The 17086-nt window shown below is 35.7% G+C and carries 16 protein-coding genes and 1 pseudogene; 13 read left to right on the top strand and 4 right to left on the bottom strand.

The window, feature by feature from the left end; all coding sequences use genetic code 11:
• Positions 1 to 10: 10 nt before the first annotated feature.
• From K9V48_RS00720 to K9V48_RS00700, 5 genes and pseudogenes are all read left to right on the top strand, one after another.
• On the top strand, positions 11 to 571 hold the full coding sequence (locus K9V48_RS00720) for a TetR/AcrR family transcriptional regulator (protein WP_224135963.1): 561 nt from the start codon (positions 11 to 13) through the stop codon (positions 569 to 571).
• A 318-nt stretch (positions 572 to 889) separates the two neighbouring features.
• Positions 890 to 2146: a DUF445 domain-containing protein gene (locus K9V48_RS00715; protein WP_438803852.1), complete on the top strand. Its 1257-nt coding sequence runs from the start codon at positions 890 to 892 to the stop codon at positions 2144 to 2146.
• 36 nt (positions 2147 to 2182) lie between these two features.
• Positions 2183 to 2344, top strand: a complete 162-nt coding sequence (locus K9V48_RS00710) for a DUF3934 domain-containing protein (protein ID WP_224135960.1) — start codon at positions 2183 to 2185, stop codon at positions 2342 to 2344.
• Positions 2345 to 2490: 146 nt separating this feature from the next.
• Entirely contained in the window at positions 2491 to 3231 is a 741-nt protein-coding gene (gene map / locus K9V48_RS00705; protein WP_224135958.1) for a type I methionyl aminopeptidase, read from the top strand.
• Positions 3232 to 5084: 1853 nt separating this feature from the next.
• A pseudogene (locus K9V48_RS00700) lies at positions 5085 to 5647 on the top strand (potassium channel family protein); the annotation flags it as partial.
• 365 nt (positions 5648 to 6012) lie between these two features.
• Here K9V48_RS00700 and K9V48_RS00695 read toward each other — a convergent pair.
• From K9V48_RS00695 to K9V48_RS00685, 3 genes are all read right to left on the bottom strand, one after another.
• Positions 6013 to 6732, bottom strand: coding sequence for a pentapeptide repeat-containing protein (locus K9V48_RS00695; RefSeq protein WP_224135956.1), 720 nt, complete (start codon positions 6730 to 6732; stop codon positions 6013 to 6015).
• A 16-nt stretch (positions 6733 to 6748) separates the two neighbouring features.
• On the bottom strand, positions 6749 to 7078 hold the full coding sequence (locus K9V48_RS00690) for a PadR family transcriptional regulator (protein WP_111615152.1): 330 nt from the start codon (positions 7076 to 7078) through the stop codon (positions 6749 to 6751).
• 251 nt (positions 7079 to 7329) lie between these two features.
• Positions 7330 to 7947 (bottom strand): RsiV family protein, encoded by a 618-nt coding sequence (locus tag K9V48_RS00685; protein ID WP_224135954.1) that lies wholly within the window; start codon positions 7945 to 7947, stop codon positions 7330 to 7332.
• A gap of 240 nt (positions 7948 to 8187) precedes the next feature.
• Between K9V48_RS00685 and K9V48_RS00680 the strand changes: the two genes are divergently transcribed.
• The gene (locus K9V48_RS00680) at positions 8188 to 9123 is read left to right on the top strand and encodes a TRM11 family SAM-dependent methyltransferase (RefSeq protein WP_224136105.1); all 936 of its coding nucleotides are present in this window, start codon (positions 8188 to 8190) and stop codon (positions 9121 to 9123) included.
• Positions 9124 to 9251: 128 nt separating this feature from the next.
• Here the strand turns inward: K9V48_RS00680 and K9V48_RS00675 are convergent, their stop codons facing one another.
• Positions 9252 to 9464 carry a DUF1540 domain-containing protein gene (locus K9V48_RS00675; RefSeq protein WP_224135952.1) on the bottom strand — a complete coding sequence of 71 codons (213 nt, stop codon included), beginning with the start codon at positions 9462 to 9464 and terminating at the stop codon, positions 9252 to 9254.
• Positions 9465 to 9805: 341 nt separating this feature from the next.
• Between K9V48_RS00675 and K9V48_RS00670 the strand changes: the two genes are divergently transcribed.
• The 7 genes from K9V48_RS00670 (at position 9806) to K9V48_RS00640 (ending at position 17053) form a co-directional block, all read left to right on the top strand.
• Positions 9806 to 11116, top strand: coding sequence for a globin-coupled sensor protein (locus K9V48_RS00670; protein WP_224135950.1), 1311 nt, complete (start codon positions 9806 to 9808; stop codon positions 11114 to 11116).
• A 295-nt stretch (positions 11117 to 11411) separates the two neighbouring features.
• A complete protein-coding gene (locus K9V48_RS00665) occupies positions 11412 to 12173 on the top strand; it encodes a sulfite exporter TauE/SafE family protein (RefSeq protein ID WP_224135948.1) in 762 nt (253 codons plus the stop codon).
• A gap of 80 nt (positions 12174 to 12253) precedes the next feature.
• Positions 12254 to 13141 carry a LysR family transcriptional regulator gene (locus K9V48_RS00660; protein WP_224135946.1) on the top strand — a complete coding sequence of 296 codons (888 nt, stop codon included), beginning with the start codon at positions 12254 to 12256 and terminating at the stop codon, positions 13139 to 13141.
• 250 nt (positions 13142 to 13391) lie between these two features.
• Complete coding sequence (gene yknW / locus K9V48_RS00655; protein WP_224135944.1) at positions 13392 to 14060, top strand: YknW family membrane protein; 669 nt, start codon at positions 13392 to 13394, stop codon at positions 14058 to 14060.
• Positions 14060 to 15178: an efflux RND transporter periplasmic adaptor subunit gene (locus K9V48_RS00650; protein WP_224135942.1), complete on the top strand. Its 1119-nt coding sequence runs from the start codon at positions 14060 to 14062 to the stop codon at positions 15176 to 15178. The genes yknW and K9V48_RS00650 overlap by 1 nt, the downstream gene beginning before the upstream one ends.
• Positions 15175 to 15855, top strand: a complete 681-nt coding sequence (locus tag K9V48_RS00645; RefSeq protein WP_224135940.1) for an ABC transporter ATP-binding protein — start codon at positions 15175 to 15177, stop codon at positions 15853 to 15855. The genes K9V48_RS00650 and K9V48_RS00645 overlap by 4 nt, the downstream gene beginning before the upstream one ends.
• A 4-nt stretch (positions 15856 to 15859) precedes the next feature.
• Positions 15860 to 17053 (top strand): ABC transporter permease, encoded by a 1194-nt coding sequence (locus K9V48_RS00640; RefSeq protein ID WP_224135937.1) that lies wholly within the window; start codon positions 15860 to 15862, stop codon positions 17051 to 17053.
• Positions 17054 to 17086 lie beyond the last annotated feature (33 nt).

Genomic DNA, 17086 nt, shown 5'->3' with positions numbered 1-17086 from the left:
CAGGTAAACAATGAGCAAAGAAAAGATAAAAAAAATAGCGATTAAACACTTTAACCAGTATGGATATGAAGGAACAAAAATGGCCCAAATAGCGGAAGAAGTTGGGATGCGCAAGCAATCTCTTTCCTATCATTATCAGACTAAAAAGGAACTACTTCTTGAAGTGTTCAAAGAAGTCATTCAAGAAGAGCAAACGTTTGTCCGTAACTATTTCGATTCTACTCAAGATCTATCACTAGAAACCCAGTTATATACCTTTTTAAACGAACATAAAAACCGTTTTCTGACAAACCCTAATGTGGCGTTTTTGTATAATTTGTCATTCATTACGCCATTGGAAGTTCGTGATTACATTCTCTCTCATTTCCGATTGTACCTAGGAACTCTTAAAGAAGTGATCGGTGATTGTTTTGCCAAGTATGAGTTTCGCCTAAGCCCTGAAGAATGTACAATTGCATTCGTTACGCTACTAGACGGTCTAGACATTCAGTTAGTGTATGAGTCCAGTCAAACCTACGAGAAAGTCCAACAGATTGCTTGGGATATCTTCTGGAATGGGATTCAGGTATAGGAGAGTTATTGTACTTAAAGTAGCTGTTAAAATTGAATTACATTATTTAAAACGGTAGCATGACTTAACTAAGTTATGCTGCTTTTTACTGTTGAATAATCTTAGTCATCATTTTAACAGATAGAAACAATGCTTTTGGGATCAATGACTACACGATGCAAAGGTAGTTTTTTGTCGATTTACCTGCAATGCTAAGTAGAAAATACAATGACTTGTTCATTAATGTGGTATTATTTTTTTTATATGGGTAAATTCATTTAAAATTTGTTAAGGATTTGGTTATAGTAATTGTAGATTACTTAAGAATGAGGTTAGATGATGTCAACTAAAACAAAAGAGTCAAAAAAAATCGCTACGTATTCACTAATGTTAATGGGAGCAGGCTTTATTGCAACTATCCCATTTCAAGGTTCATTTTGGGTCGATTTAGTACAAGGTGGTTTTGAGGCCGGACTTGTTGGGGGATTAGCAGATTGGTTTGCAGTTACTGCATTATTTCGCCATCCACTTGGATTACGAATCCCACATACTGCACTACTGCCCAATAATCGTCAAAGAGTGACAAATGCACTTGTGAAAATGCTGAAAAATGACTGGCTTTCTAAAGAAAGTATTCAAGAAAAAGTAAAAAAGGTCCAATTTACAAATATGTTGATCCCGCTTGTAGAAAAAGAAATACAAAAGAGTGCTTTTAGAAAAGGTCTTATTGAATTGCTTCAGCAACTAATTCGGACGATTGATGTAGAAAAGATGACACCTTTCGTTAAAAATCAATTAAAATCGAATCTTTCTAAGATTGAAATGAGCAAACTTCTTGGATTAATCAGTTCACAGCTGCTAAATGAACAGTTCGATAAGAAAGCACTAGATTTTCTATTGAAAAAAGCTGAGAATTGGTTAAGCAAAGAACAAACGAGTCATCAATTAGGTACTGTTTCCATGAATATATTGGGGAAGATTGAAGTAGAAGGTATACTTCAGTTTGCACTCAAATCCATTCAAAGTATCCTTAATGAGGAAAAACTGGGGAATATTATCAAAAATCTATTATTAAGCGTTTTAAATAGTTTGAAACATGAAGAAGATCCTAATAGAAAAGCCTTAATTCAATACATACAGAAAGAAATACAAGGAATGAATGATAACAGGGAACTATTAGAGGGAGTTGAAAAATGGAAAGCTCAATTTCTTGATAATTGGGAGCCTGATCAAACAATAAAGGAAAGTCTACAACAAATTCAATTAAGTGTGTTAGAGCTCGTAGAAGATGAAACCTTTATTGATACGTACCTTATGCCATTAATTAATCACATTCTCGATAACCTAAAAGGAAGGAATGACCAGATTGATGAATGGATACGGAAACAAATAGCAGTGCTCGTTGAGAAAAATCATTCACAAATTGGCGATTTGGTACAAGAAAATTTAGATAAACTAGACAATGAAACCTTGACAAAGATGGTTGAAAATAATGTTGGAAAAGATCTACAATGGATTCGAGTTAACGGCGCTGTTTGTGGTTTTATCATAGGTATTTTCCTTACAGGGATACAAGCTCTATTTAGGATGGTATAATACTCTTTTAAATCGAACGTAAAATGGAGTGGTATTTTGAGTAAAGCTAAAAGTAAGGGTGGAACAGGTAGAGGAACAGACAAGAAGGGCTGGAATCGCTGGAAAGCAAGTGCAAATAGAGCAAAGAGTTTCAAACCATATAAAAGCAAAGGTACTAAAAATCGCGATGATAATACCACAAGTAATAATGAAAAGTGATGTCTCGGAATGAAAGTGAATGTAAGGAAGAAAAAGTAGAGTCCGTACACTTCAAGTATCATGCTTGGATTTTTCTAAGAAGTAAAGGTACAATATAATACGTCAATAATACGATTGATGAAAAAATATAATGAGTAGGGATAAATATGATTGCTAAGACAGAAGAAGATTTTAATGGATTGAAAGAAATTGGCAAGATTTGTGCAGCCATTAGAGATGAATTGGTACAAAGAACGATACCCGGAATAACGACGAAAGAACTTGATGATATAGCTGGCGAACTTTTTGAGAAGGCAGGCGCAGTTTCAGCTCCTAAAGGTGAATACGATTTTCCAGGTTATACTTGCATAAGTGTTAATGATGAAGTGGCACATGGAATTCCAGGAAAGCGTGTTATTCAAGAAGGAGATTTGGTTAATATAGATGTTTCTGGTTCCAAGAACGGTTACTTTGCAGATACAGGCATCTCTTTCGTAGTAGGCGAAGGAGAAGAAGTTTTAACGAAAATATGTGACGTTGCCAAAAAAGCGTTTGAAGCAGGACTGAAAAAAGCAAAACCAGGTTCCAAAAAAAGTGGAATTGGCAAAGCTGTATCTCAAACTGCAAGACAGCATGGCTTAACTGTAATTAAAAATCTTACAGGCCATGGTATTGGACGCACGATCCACGAAGCACCTGATCATATATACAATTATAATGATACATGGGATGATGAATTATTAAAAGATGGAATGGTTATCGCCTTCGAACCATTTATCTCAACACTAGAAGAGGAAGTCTACCAAAAAGATGACGGATGGACTTATGCTACAGATAAAAGTTATGTTGCTCAATACGAACATACGATAATTCTTACAAAAAATGGACCGATTATTGTAACAGAGTAATTGAATTGGATTGTAGTATAGAAAAACAATTAGCTGTAAAAAAGGGGTGCAAATTGCACCTCTTTTCATTATCTATTGGATACATCTGGTTTCTTCAATCTATATATTATTTCTGATACAAAAGTAGCTTTTGGAATCAAGGACCAAATTGATCATTATGATGATGGGCAACCAGTAGTAACTCGAAATGAAGCAGCATTAAACTTATATAAAAAATGCGATTTACAATTGATAGAGGACAAAAAGAACATTTGCTTTTCATTAACGGTGAATTTGTTGATGAATTCTATAGGTCAAACTTTTATCACAGATTAACTCGTTATAAAACCCTACATCAAGACTTCGAGGAGATGCTGAAGGAGGATAAGTGGTGGATATACAGCCCGTAAAAGCTAAGATAAGTCTAGTCTTATGAAAATAATCAAAACCCGAACCGTAGAAATTTGTAATGATATCCAGATTCGGGTGAAAATCCTAAAAAATATTTGTACGTGTAACGATCTCTATGCTATGCTTTCGAATATTTTTCAGCAATTCCTCTTCATTAATATGAACTAATTGGCGGTTCTTCATAATCCATTCACCGTTACACATTGACGACTCTACATTTTTTGACTGCATGCTGTAAACTAGATTAATTCGTTTTCCTTTGTTTGCAGTATTTATTTTCGTAAGCAATGGGCTATCTATAATTGTATACTGTATGACTACTTTTTATTTTTTAATTTAATTTTTATTTAAGTAGCTTTTAGTGGTAGTTCTGAACTCAACGAGAAAGAACAGAAAATACAGATAAATGGTTTCAATGATGCAAGAAGTATTCTTATTTAAATTATTTAAATTATTTGAAAATATTTTCATGTTGAACAATCCCTTCTTATCTGATTTATACTACCATCATACTTAGGGTTTCTTATAATGTCTTCTTTTGTGTTAGAATATCTTACATCGTTTTTGGAATTGGTTATTTACAATTGTAATTAGGTGAAAGACAGATTGATGGAAAAAAATAGTAGTTCCTCTAATTCTAAGACATTCACATTCACCACCTATAAGATTTTCAATTCATTCCGCCTTTGATTTTTCAAGCGATACTATCATCAAGTAGGAGTGAATGTCTGGAATGGGATAGATGCTCTAATACTTTCAGAAAACAGTGTCGAATTAATAAGGTACTATTTAGTTTTAAGTGTGGAAGAAAGAAAGTGCTGGTAGAAAGGTTAAGAGGTTTAGGTTATGAGGTAAGTGACGAAAGTGGGATCTTCAATACAATAAGTGATCAAAAAAGTGAGCTTTTAAGAATTGACGATTTTAAACAAAAGTGGTGATTGATATTGGTAAAATGGTGCTACTGGTCAGTTAGGTGGAATAGTCGTTCCTCGTAAAGTCATATCATCTAGACTAGTTTTGCTTTTACTAAGAAGGCTTTGTTCGGATTAGAAAATGTTCATCTTGCTACCGAGCATGCTGTAGCTGTTCAACAAGTGATCGGATAACTATGCAAACAAAAGAGCTAACGTCTCATAATGGAGTTGGATCTTCTTCCTGTAACATGATGAATTCAATCCTTTATTTAACCACAAAGAGCAATTATTCCTAATGCAGTGGGGGGATGACCTCATAAACTAAGTTACACTTAATTATTCATATTTTTGTTGTAGGTCTTTTAACCTTTTTATTTTGTAAAAAAATGAACCAAATAAAGAGGTTGTATTACCTTTTAAGAGAGAATAAATTTAAGAAAGGCTGCATTTTCTTATCAATAGTTGCTTTTGCCATTGCTATGAGGCGTAGATCGGATCCTTTCCGTCATCCCAAAGGAAAAATAATGATCGGTTAATCAAAATGTAAGGAGTGTAGCTCGAGGATTACACGAGGCTGGACAAGAGGTTTTGGGAATCGATATTAATGAAGAACGAGTTGAAGATGCTGAATTATTCGTTACTCGTGCAGTCGTGGCAGATACGACAGAAGAGAAAGCACTTATTTCAGTCGTGATTCGCAATCGAACATATTGACAGTGCTGCTACTAAAGGGACTAGGAGTGAAAAAAGTAATCGCGAAGGCATTAGGTAAGAATCATGGACAGGTTTTAGAAAAGGTAGGGGCTGATTGGATAATCTATCCTGAAAGAGATATGGGGGAACGTGTTGCAAATCAGCTCCTATCACCCAATATGCTGAACTATATCGAACTCTCAAAAGATTACAATATAGAGGAAATCATAATCCCTTCAAGAATGGCTGAAAAGAGTTTGCGGGAACTTGATATTCGTGCCAAATACAATGTCAGTGCCATTGTTAGAGAAGGGGATATCATCATTTCTCCTTCTCCAGATCAGAGTATTCATAAAGGCGATTTATTAGTCATGATTGGGAACAGAGAGGATTTAGCTGAATTTTCAAATTTAGAATAACAGTGTCCTGGAATAACACTTGATGATGTTGCCGGTAGAAAACATAATACCAATAGTAGGTTGCTTATTTCAGTTACGGATGAAATTATTTTAAATAATGATAACTCATTCATTAGTGAACAAGTGCTGCTGTAAATAGAGGCGGCTGAAGGAATTCTTAAATACCTTAAGCAAGGTTCACTCGTATAAATCGAAATGCCTGTTTAGAAATGATATGTCATTTTGTGAATCAGAACGATGTTAGCTATCAGTTCCTCAAAATACCGGGGAACTGATAGCTTTTTTGATGGAGATGAAAAATTATTACAAGCGAAAAAAAGAGAGTGTAGTAGTAAGTATAAGCTACTCAATATGAAATTGTCCTTTTAGATTATGGTTACATTACTAAGGTCAACTTTAGAACCTTTTAAAAAGTTATAAGTTAGTTTATCCATTGTCGCTCCATCAAAGGATATTTTCTTTAAATCGGAAGTTCGAAATTGAACGTTTAAGAGTCTTGAATTGCGAAATGACGCTTTATTTAATGTAGAGCTCTCAAAAATTGTTTGATTAAATGTTTCCCCGTCAAATATAAGACCAGCTAAATTACAGGTTTTAAAGTGGGTTTTGTCGTAAATACATTTATTAAAGGTGGCAGCTTTTAAGTTTGCTCCTTTGAATAAAGTACGAGTTAAATTAACGTTTTCAAAGATACAATTGTGTAAGTTACTGCTTTTAAAGGTACTATTCGTCAAATCGGAATGGCTAAGATCAGATCCCCTTAAATCACTGGAGTCAAATTTACTGTCGTGAACGGATACGGAGCGAAAGTCGCAATCCAGTAAGCGTTGCCTTGAGTAGTCCATTTGGACAGCCTGTTCTAGTTCAGTATATTGGAGATTAATTGACTCAACTAGTTCTGAAACTTCTCCTATGGAATCAATCGTTAGTCTGTAGGCTTCTTGATTGTTCAAACCATTTTGTTTATGATCATTGTATTTTTCCAATAAATTTTGCAATAGCTCTTCTTCAAGCTCCTTTGCAGTCTTCACATTTTTGTATGGTGCAAAAATAGTGTGGACATGTGCTTTTAGTTGTTCATTCATTTTATTATTCTCCTTCTCAAAGCAAACAATCTAATAGACGTTTTGCCTGCTCCCAATTTTTTTTGTTTTGATTGTAGGTGCTTTCTCCAATGGGTGTAATTTTATAATATTTCCTTCTACCGCCCTGATTTGCATCACCCCAATAGGAACTAATACATCCTTCTTTTTCCAGACGCTTGAGGCTTGAATACATCGTCGCTTCTTTTAATTCATATTGTTCACCGGAACTTGTGAAAATCAATTTACTAATTTGATATCCATATTTATCTCCATTAAGTAGTAGCTTTAAAATCATCGTATCGGCATGTCCGCGTAGTAGATCTGAGGATAGTTTTGATTCAACCAATACCTCACCTCCTTATGTATAATACAAAACACATTACTATGACAGTCAATGTAATATGGTGTGTAAGTAAGTTCTTATAGACAGTGTTGAGGGTATTGTTAGAGGATTGGGGGAAATCAGAACCTTGAAATAAGCGATAGTAAGTGATCTTTTTGTAGATAAAATGAAAATTTAGAAGATAAGCTTCCCTAGGATTGATAAAATAAAAAAACGCTGACCAATTGTTAGTCAGCGTTTTCCTTCAATGCTTATTAAGTAAGTAAAATTCCAAGTGGGCTTGTATCGTGGATCATATCTTGGAAATGAAAACTTGGAATAGGGAACATTGGGAAACCAACATATCCCGGGGATATGTCATACATATCAAAATAAATGATGAGCGTTTTATCTGCAATGTAATATTTTTGATTAGGCCCAATCCCTTTGAATGTACCTAAAAGTTGAATATTGCGTTCCTTTATTTGTGCTGTTATTAATTCATTTATTCGTTGCCGATATTGGCTGTTTGGTTTGAATAACTCATTTAGTTGATAGATTATACCTGTCTGAGTGTTTGTTGTGATGGAATCTAAAAACGTGACTGGATGAGCCAATGTGGGCATCGTAGCAAAGTTACTTAACGTAAGACTAACGATCCCACATTGATTATTTTTAACCTCATAGTCCCCAATCATTTCAGTTATGCCTGGTTGATAATATCCTTGTTGATTAACTTTGGAGAATAAATGGTACACTTTTTGATAAATCCGCTTATTTATCTTTTGTTGATAGGTCTTATTTGATAGCAAAAGTTGAGGATAATAAATGGATAGTTTAGGAGCGGGAATTGCTTTCGTCTTAATCGTTACAGGTAAACGCTCTTGTTCCATGATGATCAAATCCCTTTTTGTGAATATTATATTGTATTCAAAAAATGGGCGTTTGTTTCTTAATTTAAGGAAATAAAATGAGGGATATGTAAAACGAATTCGAGTATGAGTAGGATTATTTTGCAGTAATAAAGCATTTGATAAAAGTCATTGCTTTTCTTGCCTTTCAACGATATGGTTTGAGAGGAAGAATAATTTGCTGCTGTAAAGGATGGGAATAGATTGAATAATCAGAACGGGATGCCGGGATTTATATATACGTATGCATGTAGCGAGGAGGAGCGTTCGTTATGTCACATGGAAATGCGCATGCTTTTTGGCATTGAATCTCGCTTAAACATCATAAAAAGCTCAACGGAAATTGACCCGAGCAGAAGTCCCTTTATTAAGGAACGGCTTGAAGTGCTGTACGAAGGGGACAACTTATCAGATATTATGGAACAAGTTGAACAAATTCAATTAGGTGAAACGACATTTAGAGTCGTTTTCGTTAAGACGAATGATTTGGAAGGAACTGAAAAAGTAGAATATAAAGAAAGACTGAAGATTGAAAGAGATATTGGCTGGCGCATCAATGGAGAAGCCGATTTACATCATCCAGACCTAATATTTGGCATTACTCTTTTGGGCGGACGATGGTATTTTGGGAAGTATCGTAAAAGCGAAGCAATTTGGCTACGTCACTTGAAAAAACCACGCGAATATTCAACAGCACTAAGCACGCGCGTAGCAAGAGCAGTTGCCAATATCGCTGTTCCGAATCCTGATGGAGTCCGCGCGATTGATCCATGTTGTGGAATTGGGACGGTGCTGGTAGAAGCACTCTCTATGGGTATTAACATTGTCGGTCGTGATATAAATTATCACGTCACAAGCGGCGCGAGGGAGAACATTGCTCATTTCGGATTAGAAGGAGAAGTCACTCTAGGACCTATATCAGAAGTTTCGAAAAGCTATGATGTAGCGATTATTGATCTTCCATACAATCTGTATACACACGCAACACCAGAGGAACAATTTTCAATTCTAAAACATGCTAGACGCATTGCCAACAAAGTAGTAGTGATAACGATTGAAACGATCGATGATATGATTAGAGATGCAGGTTTTGAAATTACTGATCGTTGCGTCGCGAAAAAACAATTATTTTCTAGGCAAATACTTATTTGTGAATAGTACTTAGAGGGATTATAGTAATAAGCTAATAATCCATTCAAAAATAGAACACCTGATCGATGTACAAATACATTAATCAGGTGTTCCTTCACTTTAATGAATACCAAACTGTACGACCACGATAGTTCTTATTTCAACTTTGGTTTAAACGTTTTACAACACGTATCTGCAGAAAAATTCGCTTTTTCCTTTTGACTTTCAAAGCCAAATTCCTGAGAAAACTCTGTATCATATTTTGACTTATAATCCATGTCTATCGTGATTTTATTAGCTCCGCATATATTGCCTTCTGCATGAAAAGTACAATTTGATATAGAACAGCTAACTTCTACATTCGGCATAATAATCCTCCCAGTTATAACGAAAGATAAGAAAAGGAATGAAAGAGCCTGAGCCCTTCCTTTTTAAAAATTTTAGGAAGTCCTTCCCTACATAATTAGCTTGCCTCATATCGCTTGTCATTATTATGTCTTACATGTAATGTCAGGATTTTAGATGCAAAAAATAAAGGTATAAAAAATTTTATCACTGATTATCACTTTAAATAATGTTAGTAGGAAGGAAAGTATATCTTATTTGATATAACCTGGTAGTGAAAATATAATAACTTACATAAAGTAACTAAAAGGAGAATTCTTTTAGTGAAAAATCTGATTATTAAAACATAATGGGAGTTTTAAGAGTGGCCCTAATTGCTTCAATACGTAAATCCAATCATAAAAATCACACGAAATGGATTCAGTATGCTAGTGAACAAACAGTCGTATTTTCGATTTCAGATAGAAATATTAGCAATCAGTTTAATGCCCTTAGTTTAACTTTAGAAGAAATGAAAATAGCTAAAACGGTACAAAGTCTGATCAAAGAGAATGCACAAAATATCGCGAACAAATTTTATCAAGCGATGTGTAATATTCCTGAATACGAAGCAATTGTAACCACCTATTCAAATCAAGAGCGTTGGATTCAACATCATGGCCACTTCTTAGGGATGATGCTTGAAGGTCATTTTGATGACGCGTATATTGAAAAACTTCAACAATTAGCAAAAGCGCATCATGGAATCGGCGTTTTGCCACAATGGTATGTTGCTAGTTTTCAAATCTTGTTTCAACATATCCAAAGTTGTATATACGATTCAACGTCAAATGTAGAAGAGTTTTTTACGCTATCTAATAGTGTGTCTAAAATTTTGAATTTCCATCAACAAGTGATTCTAGAAGCATTGGAGAAAGTACATATAGAATCTAAGCAAGAGGAATTCAAAAAAATCAAAGAGGAATTAAAAGAGAGAATTTTTACAACGAGTGAGTCACTCGTTTCTATTACAGAAGAAACAAATGCTAGTGTAGAAGAATTACTTCAAAATAGTAAAAAAGTGAGTGAACAAGGACAGCAGACGGCCGAAAAATCAAAGACTAGCCAATTGCTTGCTGAAGATGGTCAGGAACAACTACATTTATTGGAGGAACAAATTCGAACAATTTATGAAAGTACAAAAGGAATGAAAAAGACGGTTGAAGCTCTTAACCAATTATCGTCTCAAATTATAGAGGTAGTTGGGGTTGTTGAGGGGATTTCAAGTCAAACGAATTTGCTTTCCCTCAATGCATCGATTGAAGCGGCCCGTGCAGGTGAGCATGGAGTAGGTTTTGCCGTTGTGGCAAATGAAGTAAGGAAGCTTTCTGAACAGACGAAAGAATCTGTTGAGTCAATCAAAGAATTCACAAAACAAATCACGGTGCAAAAGGATAATGTTAGCGCAAGTGTTCAAGAAGTAGAACGATTAACTGAAGATGGTAAACATAAATCAGCAATGACAAGGCAAGCTTTTGATCGAATTGTAAAAGCAGCAAATGAAAATCTGGTTACTGTTCAACAAACAGAATCTGATATTCAAAATCTTGTTAAAATTATTACAGAAATCGGGACAGCCACACAAAAAATTGTTCATTCTACTGAAAAATTAAACGAGGCTGCCCACCTTGCTTAGAAAATAGAGAAATAATCATGAATAGTTAAAAAGACAGTAGAAACAAACGACGGCACCGAAATAAATTGATTAATGGGAAAAAGAAGCTAATCACCTACTATATCTAGGTGACTAGCTTCTTTGTTTGTCTATGAAACAAGTGCACATCAAAATATTATAGGATTATATTTAAATAGATGTGATTAGTTAGGTATTACAAACCGTTATAGGCCATGCTATTATTCTAGTATTCAAGTTGAACGGTGCCTGATATTATTGGGATATAGGTATGATAAGTTGTAATGGAGATGATCGTATGGACATCACGACAGGTTTACTTTTATTGTTAATTGGTCTATTGTCAGGAGGGTATGGTGTCATAGTTGGTGCTGGCGGGGGATTTGTCTTTGTACCAGCATTGCTTATTATCTTTCAATATGACCCAAAAATTGCAGCAGGTACGGGCTTAGTCGTTGTATTATTAAATTCTTTATCTGGTATCGCTGGATATATCAAGCATAAAAGAATTGATTATAAAATTGGTTTGACACTTTCAATCGGTGCGATTCCGGGAACCTTTTTAGGGACATGGATTTTACAATATACCTCCTCAGATATGTATTATATACTGTTTGCAGGGGTGTTACTTGCCTTAGGAGTTTTCCTGCTGATAAAAAAGGCTCCTACTAATAAGGGAATTTTGGAAGTTACTACGAAACAAAAGGATAAATCGCTTGCTTATATTTTGATTGGATTGATTCTAGGGACCATTTCAAGCTTTTTTGGAATTGGTGGAGGCTGGCTACTCGTGCCAATTCTAATTTATGTTTTCAACATTGCTCCTCATAAAGCAACTGCTACATCACTTTTTTCACTATCACTTTATTCAAGCGTTGGTGTCATATCCCAAATTAGTTATGGGAATATCGATTGGAGCGTCGTATTTTGGGGCGGAGCTGGTGTAATAATTGGAGCGCAATTTGGTGTGCTTCTATCAAATCGTATTTCTGGAAGATTCATTATTCAAATGCTATCTATGTTATTAATAGCTGTTAGCATCAAGTTGTTTTTCATTTAATAAGGTATATGTGAACGGGCGTTTTTCCCTTACTTTGATATAATGAAATACTGAATCCGGTTAAAGGTGAGGATTATTCTGTGAATATAGAAAATTTAAGGGTTTTTTGTTTGGTTGTTGAAGAGGGAAGTATCAGTCAGGCTGCCCGCCTCAGCTTTGTTTCGCAACCAGCTGTTACAAGACAAATTCATCAGTTAGAAAATGTGTATGGAACACTGCTATTCGACCGTACAGACGGAAAGTTAAAATTAACGAAGGCAGGAAACGTACTCTATCCTTTTGCAAAAGAAATTGTAAAGGATTTTAACCTATCGAAGGAAACAATTAAACAAATCACCGGGAACTATGAGATGAAGCTTAGCGTTGGTGCTTCATTAACAATTGGTGAATATTTTTTACCTGAAGTGTTGGGTAGTTATAAAAAAAAGCATCCTGAAACAAAACTAATGTTGAATATCGGTAATACTCAAAATATTCTTGAGAAGCTATCAAATGACGTGATTGATATAGCACTTGTTGAAGGTGTAGTTGAAAATACAAGTTTTCAAACACAGAAATTTGCTGACGATGAATTGATTTTAGTATGCCCAATTGATCACCCTTGGAAAAATCGAACAGAAATTGATGTTCAAGAAATAACGAAAGAACATATGATTTGGAGGGAATCAACATCTGGCACAAGATTAATCGTCGAGGCCTCCTTAAAGAAATACGGTGTTTTAGACAAAATGGAAAGCTATATGGAACTCGGGAGTACCCAAGCGATTAAAAGTGCAGTTGAAGCCGGTTTGGGAATAAGTATTCTCCCAAGATTAACAGTTGCAAAGGAGTTAAAGCATAGGGAGCTTGCCGGAGTAAAAATTAGTGACGTTCAAATGAACAGAGATTTGTGGCTAGTACAAAAACCTCAGCGTTTTCGTAGAAGCAATGTTGATACATTTGTAGATTTCATTCAAGGAATGTCATAAAGTGAGACTCATCGGATGATTATGGGTAGTTACCTCCCACCTATCTTCGTTTTTGTTCTTGAATCTTGAGGCAGAGATCATACTGTCTGTTCAGAATGAGTTAACATTTTACAGTATAAAATACATAAAGGGACCAAAAGGAACATTTCTTTTTGGTCCTTTTTTCATATAAACTTTAAAAAAATTTGTGAAACTATTCCGAATTTCACTCGTATAAGTATATGAATACATAATTTGGAGGTTATTAACAATGGAACAAGAAACAGTTCAAGTGCAAAAGCCGTCATTATTTGGAATGATTTTTAGTCCCGGCGAACAGTTTGAGAGAATGAGAGAAAGGCCGGTTATTTGGTGGCCGTTAATTTTGGTGACAATCTTAATGACTGCCGTCGCTGTCCTCACTGCACTAGGTACGGATTATTCAGCTGTACCTGGGATGGAAATGTCTGCTGAAGATCAGGAAATGATGAAAATATTTGGAGCTGTCGGTGCAGGTGTAGCTGGATTTTTTGGTACGCCAATTAGTTTCCTTATTTTTGGGCTGATTTTATGGGGGATAGCAAAGATTGCAAAATCGAATGTCACGTTTAAACAAATGTTCTCATTAATGATTTTTATTAGTTTTATTACTATGATTGGTCAATTACTAAATCAGTTAATTATTTTGGCGATTGCTGGAGACCCAACAATTCTACTGACAAGTCTGAATAGCTTTGTTGGTGCCACTGGTATATTAGGAGCAGTATTAGGAACGATTGAAGTATTCTCTATTTGGTATTATATTCTTTTAGCATTAGGTCTTATTAAAGTAGCAATGTTATCGAAACCAGTAGCACTAACTATTACCATCATTTTCTTTGCCATTGGCATTGGCATTGCTGCCATTACTGGTGCTTTTGAAGGGTTGACGCAATTGTAATGAAGAAAAAGATATGGATATCAATAGGTGTAGTAGTTCTAATCCTTGTATTAGTCGGAGTAAATGTTTTTAGAACAATGGGGAAAGAAAATCTTACTGTAGAAACAGCGAAGGTTGAAGAACGTGAAATTACCGGGAATGTTATGGTTCCCGGGACACTTTCTTTAAGTCAGGAAGATTTTCTCTACTTAGAGCCTGAAAATGGAGAGATTTCTGAAGTGCTTGTTAAAGAAGGAGATCAAGTAGAAAAAGGTACTCCTTTATTACAATACGAAAACGAGCAGCTTCAATTAGAAAAAGAGCAAAACGCTCTATCTCTGGAATCAGCGTATTTACGAATAAATCAGATTAAAGATCAAATTGATGCCCTTGATGATAAGGAAAAGGATTTAGAAGATCAGGTTGGTGAAAAGGAAGCGGAAGAAACGGTTGAAGCTGAAAGAAATCAGTTAAATACTGATTTGAAAGTAGCTGATTTAGAGGCACGACAGGTCCAGCTCCAAAAAGAAACGATTGATGAGAAAATAGGGCAATTAGAAGTGAAAAGCAAAATTGTTGGAACAGTGCTTTCGGTTGATGAGGATGCACTCGCTGGTAGAGCACAAACACCAATTCTCCACATTGGAAAAGCGGATGAATTTGTTGTAAAAGCGACAATTTCAGAATATGACTCATTAAAAATAAAAGAAGAACAACCAGTTACACTTAAATCTGACGTTATTCTAGATAAAGAATGGAAGGGAACCGTTTCAAAGGTTAGCCTTTTGCCTGTGCAAACTGAAAATCTCATGGGGAATGAAGATACAGCTGTGCAATATCCGATTGAAGTAACCTTAGATAATCAAGATATTGAGGCAAAGCCAGGCTTTAAGTTAATCATGGATATTGAAACAGAAAAACGCAAGGTACAAGCGATTCCAGTGGAAGCTGTGAAGCAAGATGGTGAAGACTACTTTGTGTTTATTGTCGAAGAAGGAAAAGCTATTCGTAAAGACGTAAAGTTGGGTGCCACGAGTGATGAATTTATGGAGCTTACATCAGGATTAGAAAATGGACAAGAAGTGATTATCAATCCACCAGACAGCCTTCAGAATGGGATGGAAGTGAGTGTGAAATGATTGAGCTTACAGCAATCACAAAAAGCTATAAAGTTGGAGCGGAAACATTAGATGTATTACAAGACATCAATCTCACAATAAATGAAGGTGAGTTTGTGGCTATAATGGGTCCTTCTGGTTCTGGTAAATCGACATTAATGAATGTGATTGGTTGCTTAGATAATCCTACGTCTGGAATGTACTTACTAGATAAAGAGGATATTTCAGCTTACAAAGATGAAGAACTTGCAAAGGTGCGAAATCTATCGATAGGATTTGTCTTTCAGCAGTTCCAACTTCTGCCCCGTCTAACAGCATTAAAAAACGTAGAGCTCCCGATGATCTATGCGGGTGTAGGGAAAAAGGAAAGGGAAGAGCGGGCAAGACAAGCGCTCGAAAAAGTAGGTTTAAGTGAGCGGGTCAATCATTTACCAAATGAGTTATCAGGTGGTCAGAAGCAGCGTGTGGCGATTGCTAGATCGATTGTAAATGAACCGAAACTAATCCTAGCTGATGAACCAACGGGAGCGCTTGATAGTAAAACGAGCGTTTCAATCATGGAGCAATTTACAGCGTTAAATAAGGAAGGTACAACTGTTATTCTTGTCACACATGAACAAGAAGTAGCGGATTATGCCAAACGAATAATTACGGTTAGGGATGGGTTTATTCTCTCCGATGAAGAGCAGGTGAGATGAAAAAATGAGTTTACTAGAAAACATGAAAATGGCCTTAAGCTCTGTTCTTGCCCACAAATTGCGTTCGATATTAACGATGTTAGGGATTATTATTGGTGTCGCATCCGTTATTTTAGTTGTTGCTATCGGTCAAGGTGGGGAACAATTATTAAAATCGGCTATTACAGGTCCTGGTAATACAATAGAAGTTTATTATGAACCAAGTGAAGAAGAAATGATGTCAAATCCGAATGCATTTATGAACGCTGCTTTTACACAGGATGATGTCAATGCCTTAAAGGACATACCAGAAGTAAATAAGGTTGTTGCATCATCAACAGAATATTTTACAACAAGATTTCGTGAAGAAACCGCCGATACTAGTGTGTATGGGGTGAACGAAGCTTACATAGAAGTGAATAATTTACAAGTTCAGTCGGGTAGAAACCTTGTTGAGGCTGATTTTATCGGTGGGGCGCGGATTGGAGTGATAAGTGATAATCTAAAAACCGAAATGTTTGATGGTGATAATCCAATTGGAGAGGTCATTTGGGTAAAAGGACAGCCAATTGAAATTGTTGGTGTACTGGAAAAGCCAACAGGCCTATTTGCTTTTGGTGCCATGGAAGTTTACATACCTTGGAACACGTTTCGAGCATCATTCGGTAAAAATGATTACAATCAAATAACACTTCAAGCAATCAATTCTGACGTTATGCAAGAAGCTGGCGATAAAGCAACTAGTATGTTAAATGCAACACATAACACGGAAGACTCGTATAAAGTATTTAATATGGAAGAAATGGCCGCAGGGGTCGGACAGGTTACGACAATTATGACGTTAATCATCGGTTCTATTGCAGGTATATCATTAATCGTTGGTGGAATCGGTGTTATGAATATCATGCTTGTTTCTGTGACGGAACGAACGAGGGAAATTGGTATTAGAAAAGCATTAGGTGCAACGAAGAGGCAAATTTTGACCCAGTTTTTGATCGAATCTGTTACACTCACATTAATAGGTGGGATTGTCGGTATTATCTTCGGTGCAATTGCAGCAAATATCGTGTCTGTTTTTGCTGGATGGCCACCGCTTATTTCATGGCAAGTAGTTGTTGGTGGATTATTATTCTCAATGCTAATTGGAATCGTATTTGGGATGTTGCCAGCAAATAAAGCAGCACGCTTGAGTCCAATTGAATCACTAAGATATGAATGACAATAAAAGCTCCTTATTAGAGTACTACGATGA

The organism is Metabacillus rhizolycopersici, from assembly GCF_020075705.1.
Note: the sequence above shows the minus strand (reverse complement) of the source record. Positions and strands in the feature narration are given on the sequence as shown.

Bases quoted from the DNA above. Each gene is read 5' to 3' on its own strand.
- K9V48_RS00645 (WP_224135940.1), top strand. From the start codon at position 15,175: ATGATTGAGCTTACAGCAATCACAAAAAGCTATAAAGTTGGAGCGGAA.
- K9V48_RS00695 (WP_224135956.1), bottom strand. From the start codon at position 6,732: ATGAATGAACAACTAAAAGCACATGTCCACACTATTTTTGCACCATAC.
- K9V48_RS00720 (WP_224135963.1), top strand. From the start codon at position 11: ATGAGCAAAGAAAAGATAAAAAAAATAGCGATTAAACACTTTAACCAG.
- map (WP_224135958.1), top strand. From the start codon at position 2,491: ATGATTGCTAAGACAGAAGAAGATTTTAATGGATTGAAAGAAATTGGC.
- K9V48_RS00650 (WP_224135942.1), top strand. From the start codon at position 14,060: ATGAAGAAAAAGATATGGATATCAATAGGTGTAGTAGTTCTAATCCTT.
- K9V48_RS00680 (WP_224136105.1), top strand. From the start codon at position 8,188: ATGCCGGGATTTATATATACGTATGCATGTAGCGAGGAGGAGCGTTCG.
- yknW (WP_224135944.1), top strand. From the start codon at position 13,392: ATGGAACAAGAAACAGTTCAAGTGCAAAAGCCGTCATTATTTGGAATG.
- K9V48_RS00665 (WP_224135948.1), top strand. From the start codon at position 11,412: ATGGACATCACGACAGGTTTACTTTTATTGTTAATTGGTCTATTGTCA.
- K9V48_RS00685 (WP_224135954.1), bottom strand. From the start codon at position 7,947: ATGGAACAAGAGCGTTTACCTGTAACGATTAAGACGAAAGCAATTCCC.
- K9V48_RS00675 (WP_224135952.1), bottom strand. From the start codon at position 9,464: ATGCCGAATGTAGAAGTTAGCTGTTCTATATCAAATTGTACTTTTCAT.
- K9V48_RS00715 (WP_438803852.1), top strand. From the start codon at position 890: ATGTCAACTAAAACAAAAGAGTCAAAAAAAATCGCTACGTATTCACTA.
- K9V48_RS00640 (WP_224135937.1), top strand. From the start codon at position 15,860: ATGAGTTTACTAGAAAACATGAAAATGGCCTTAAGCTCTGTTCTTGCC.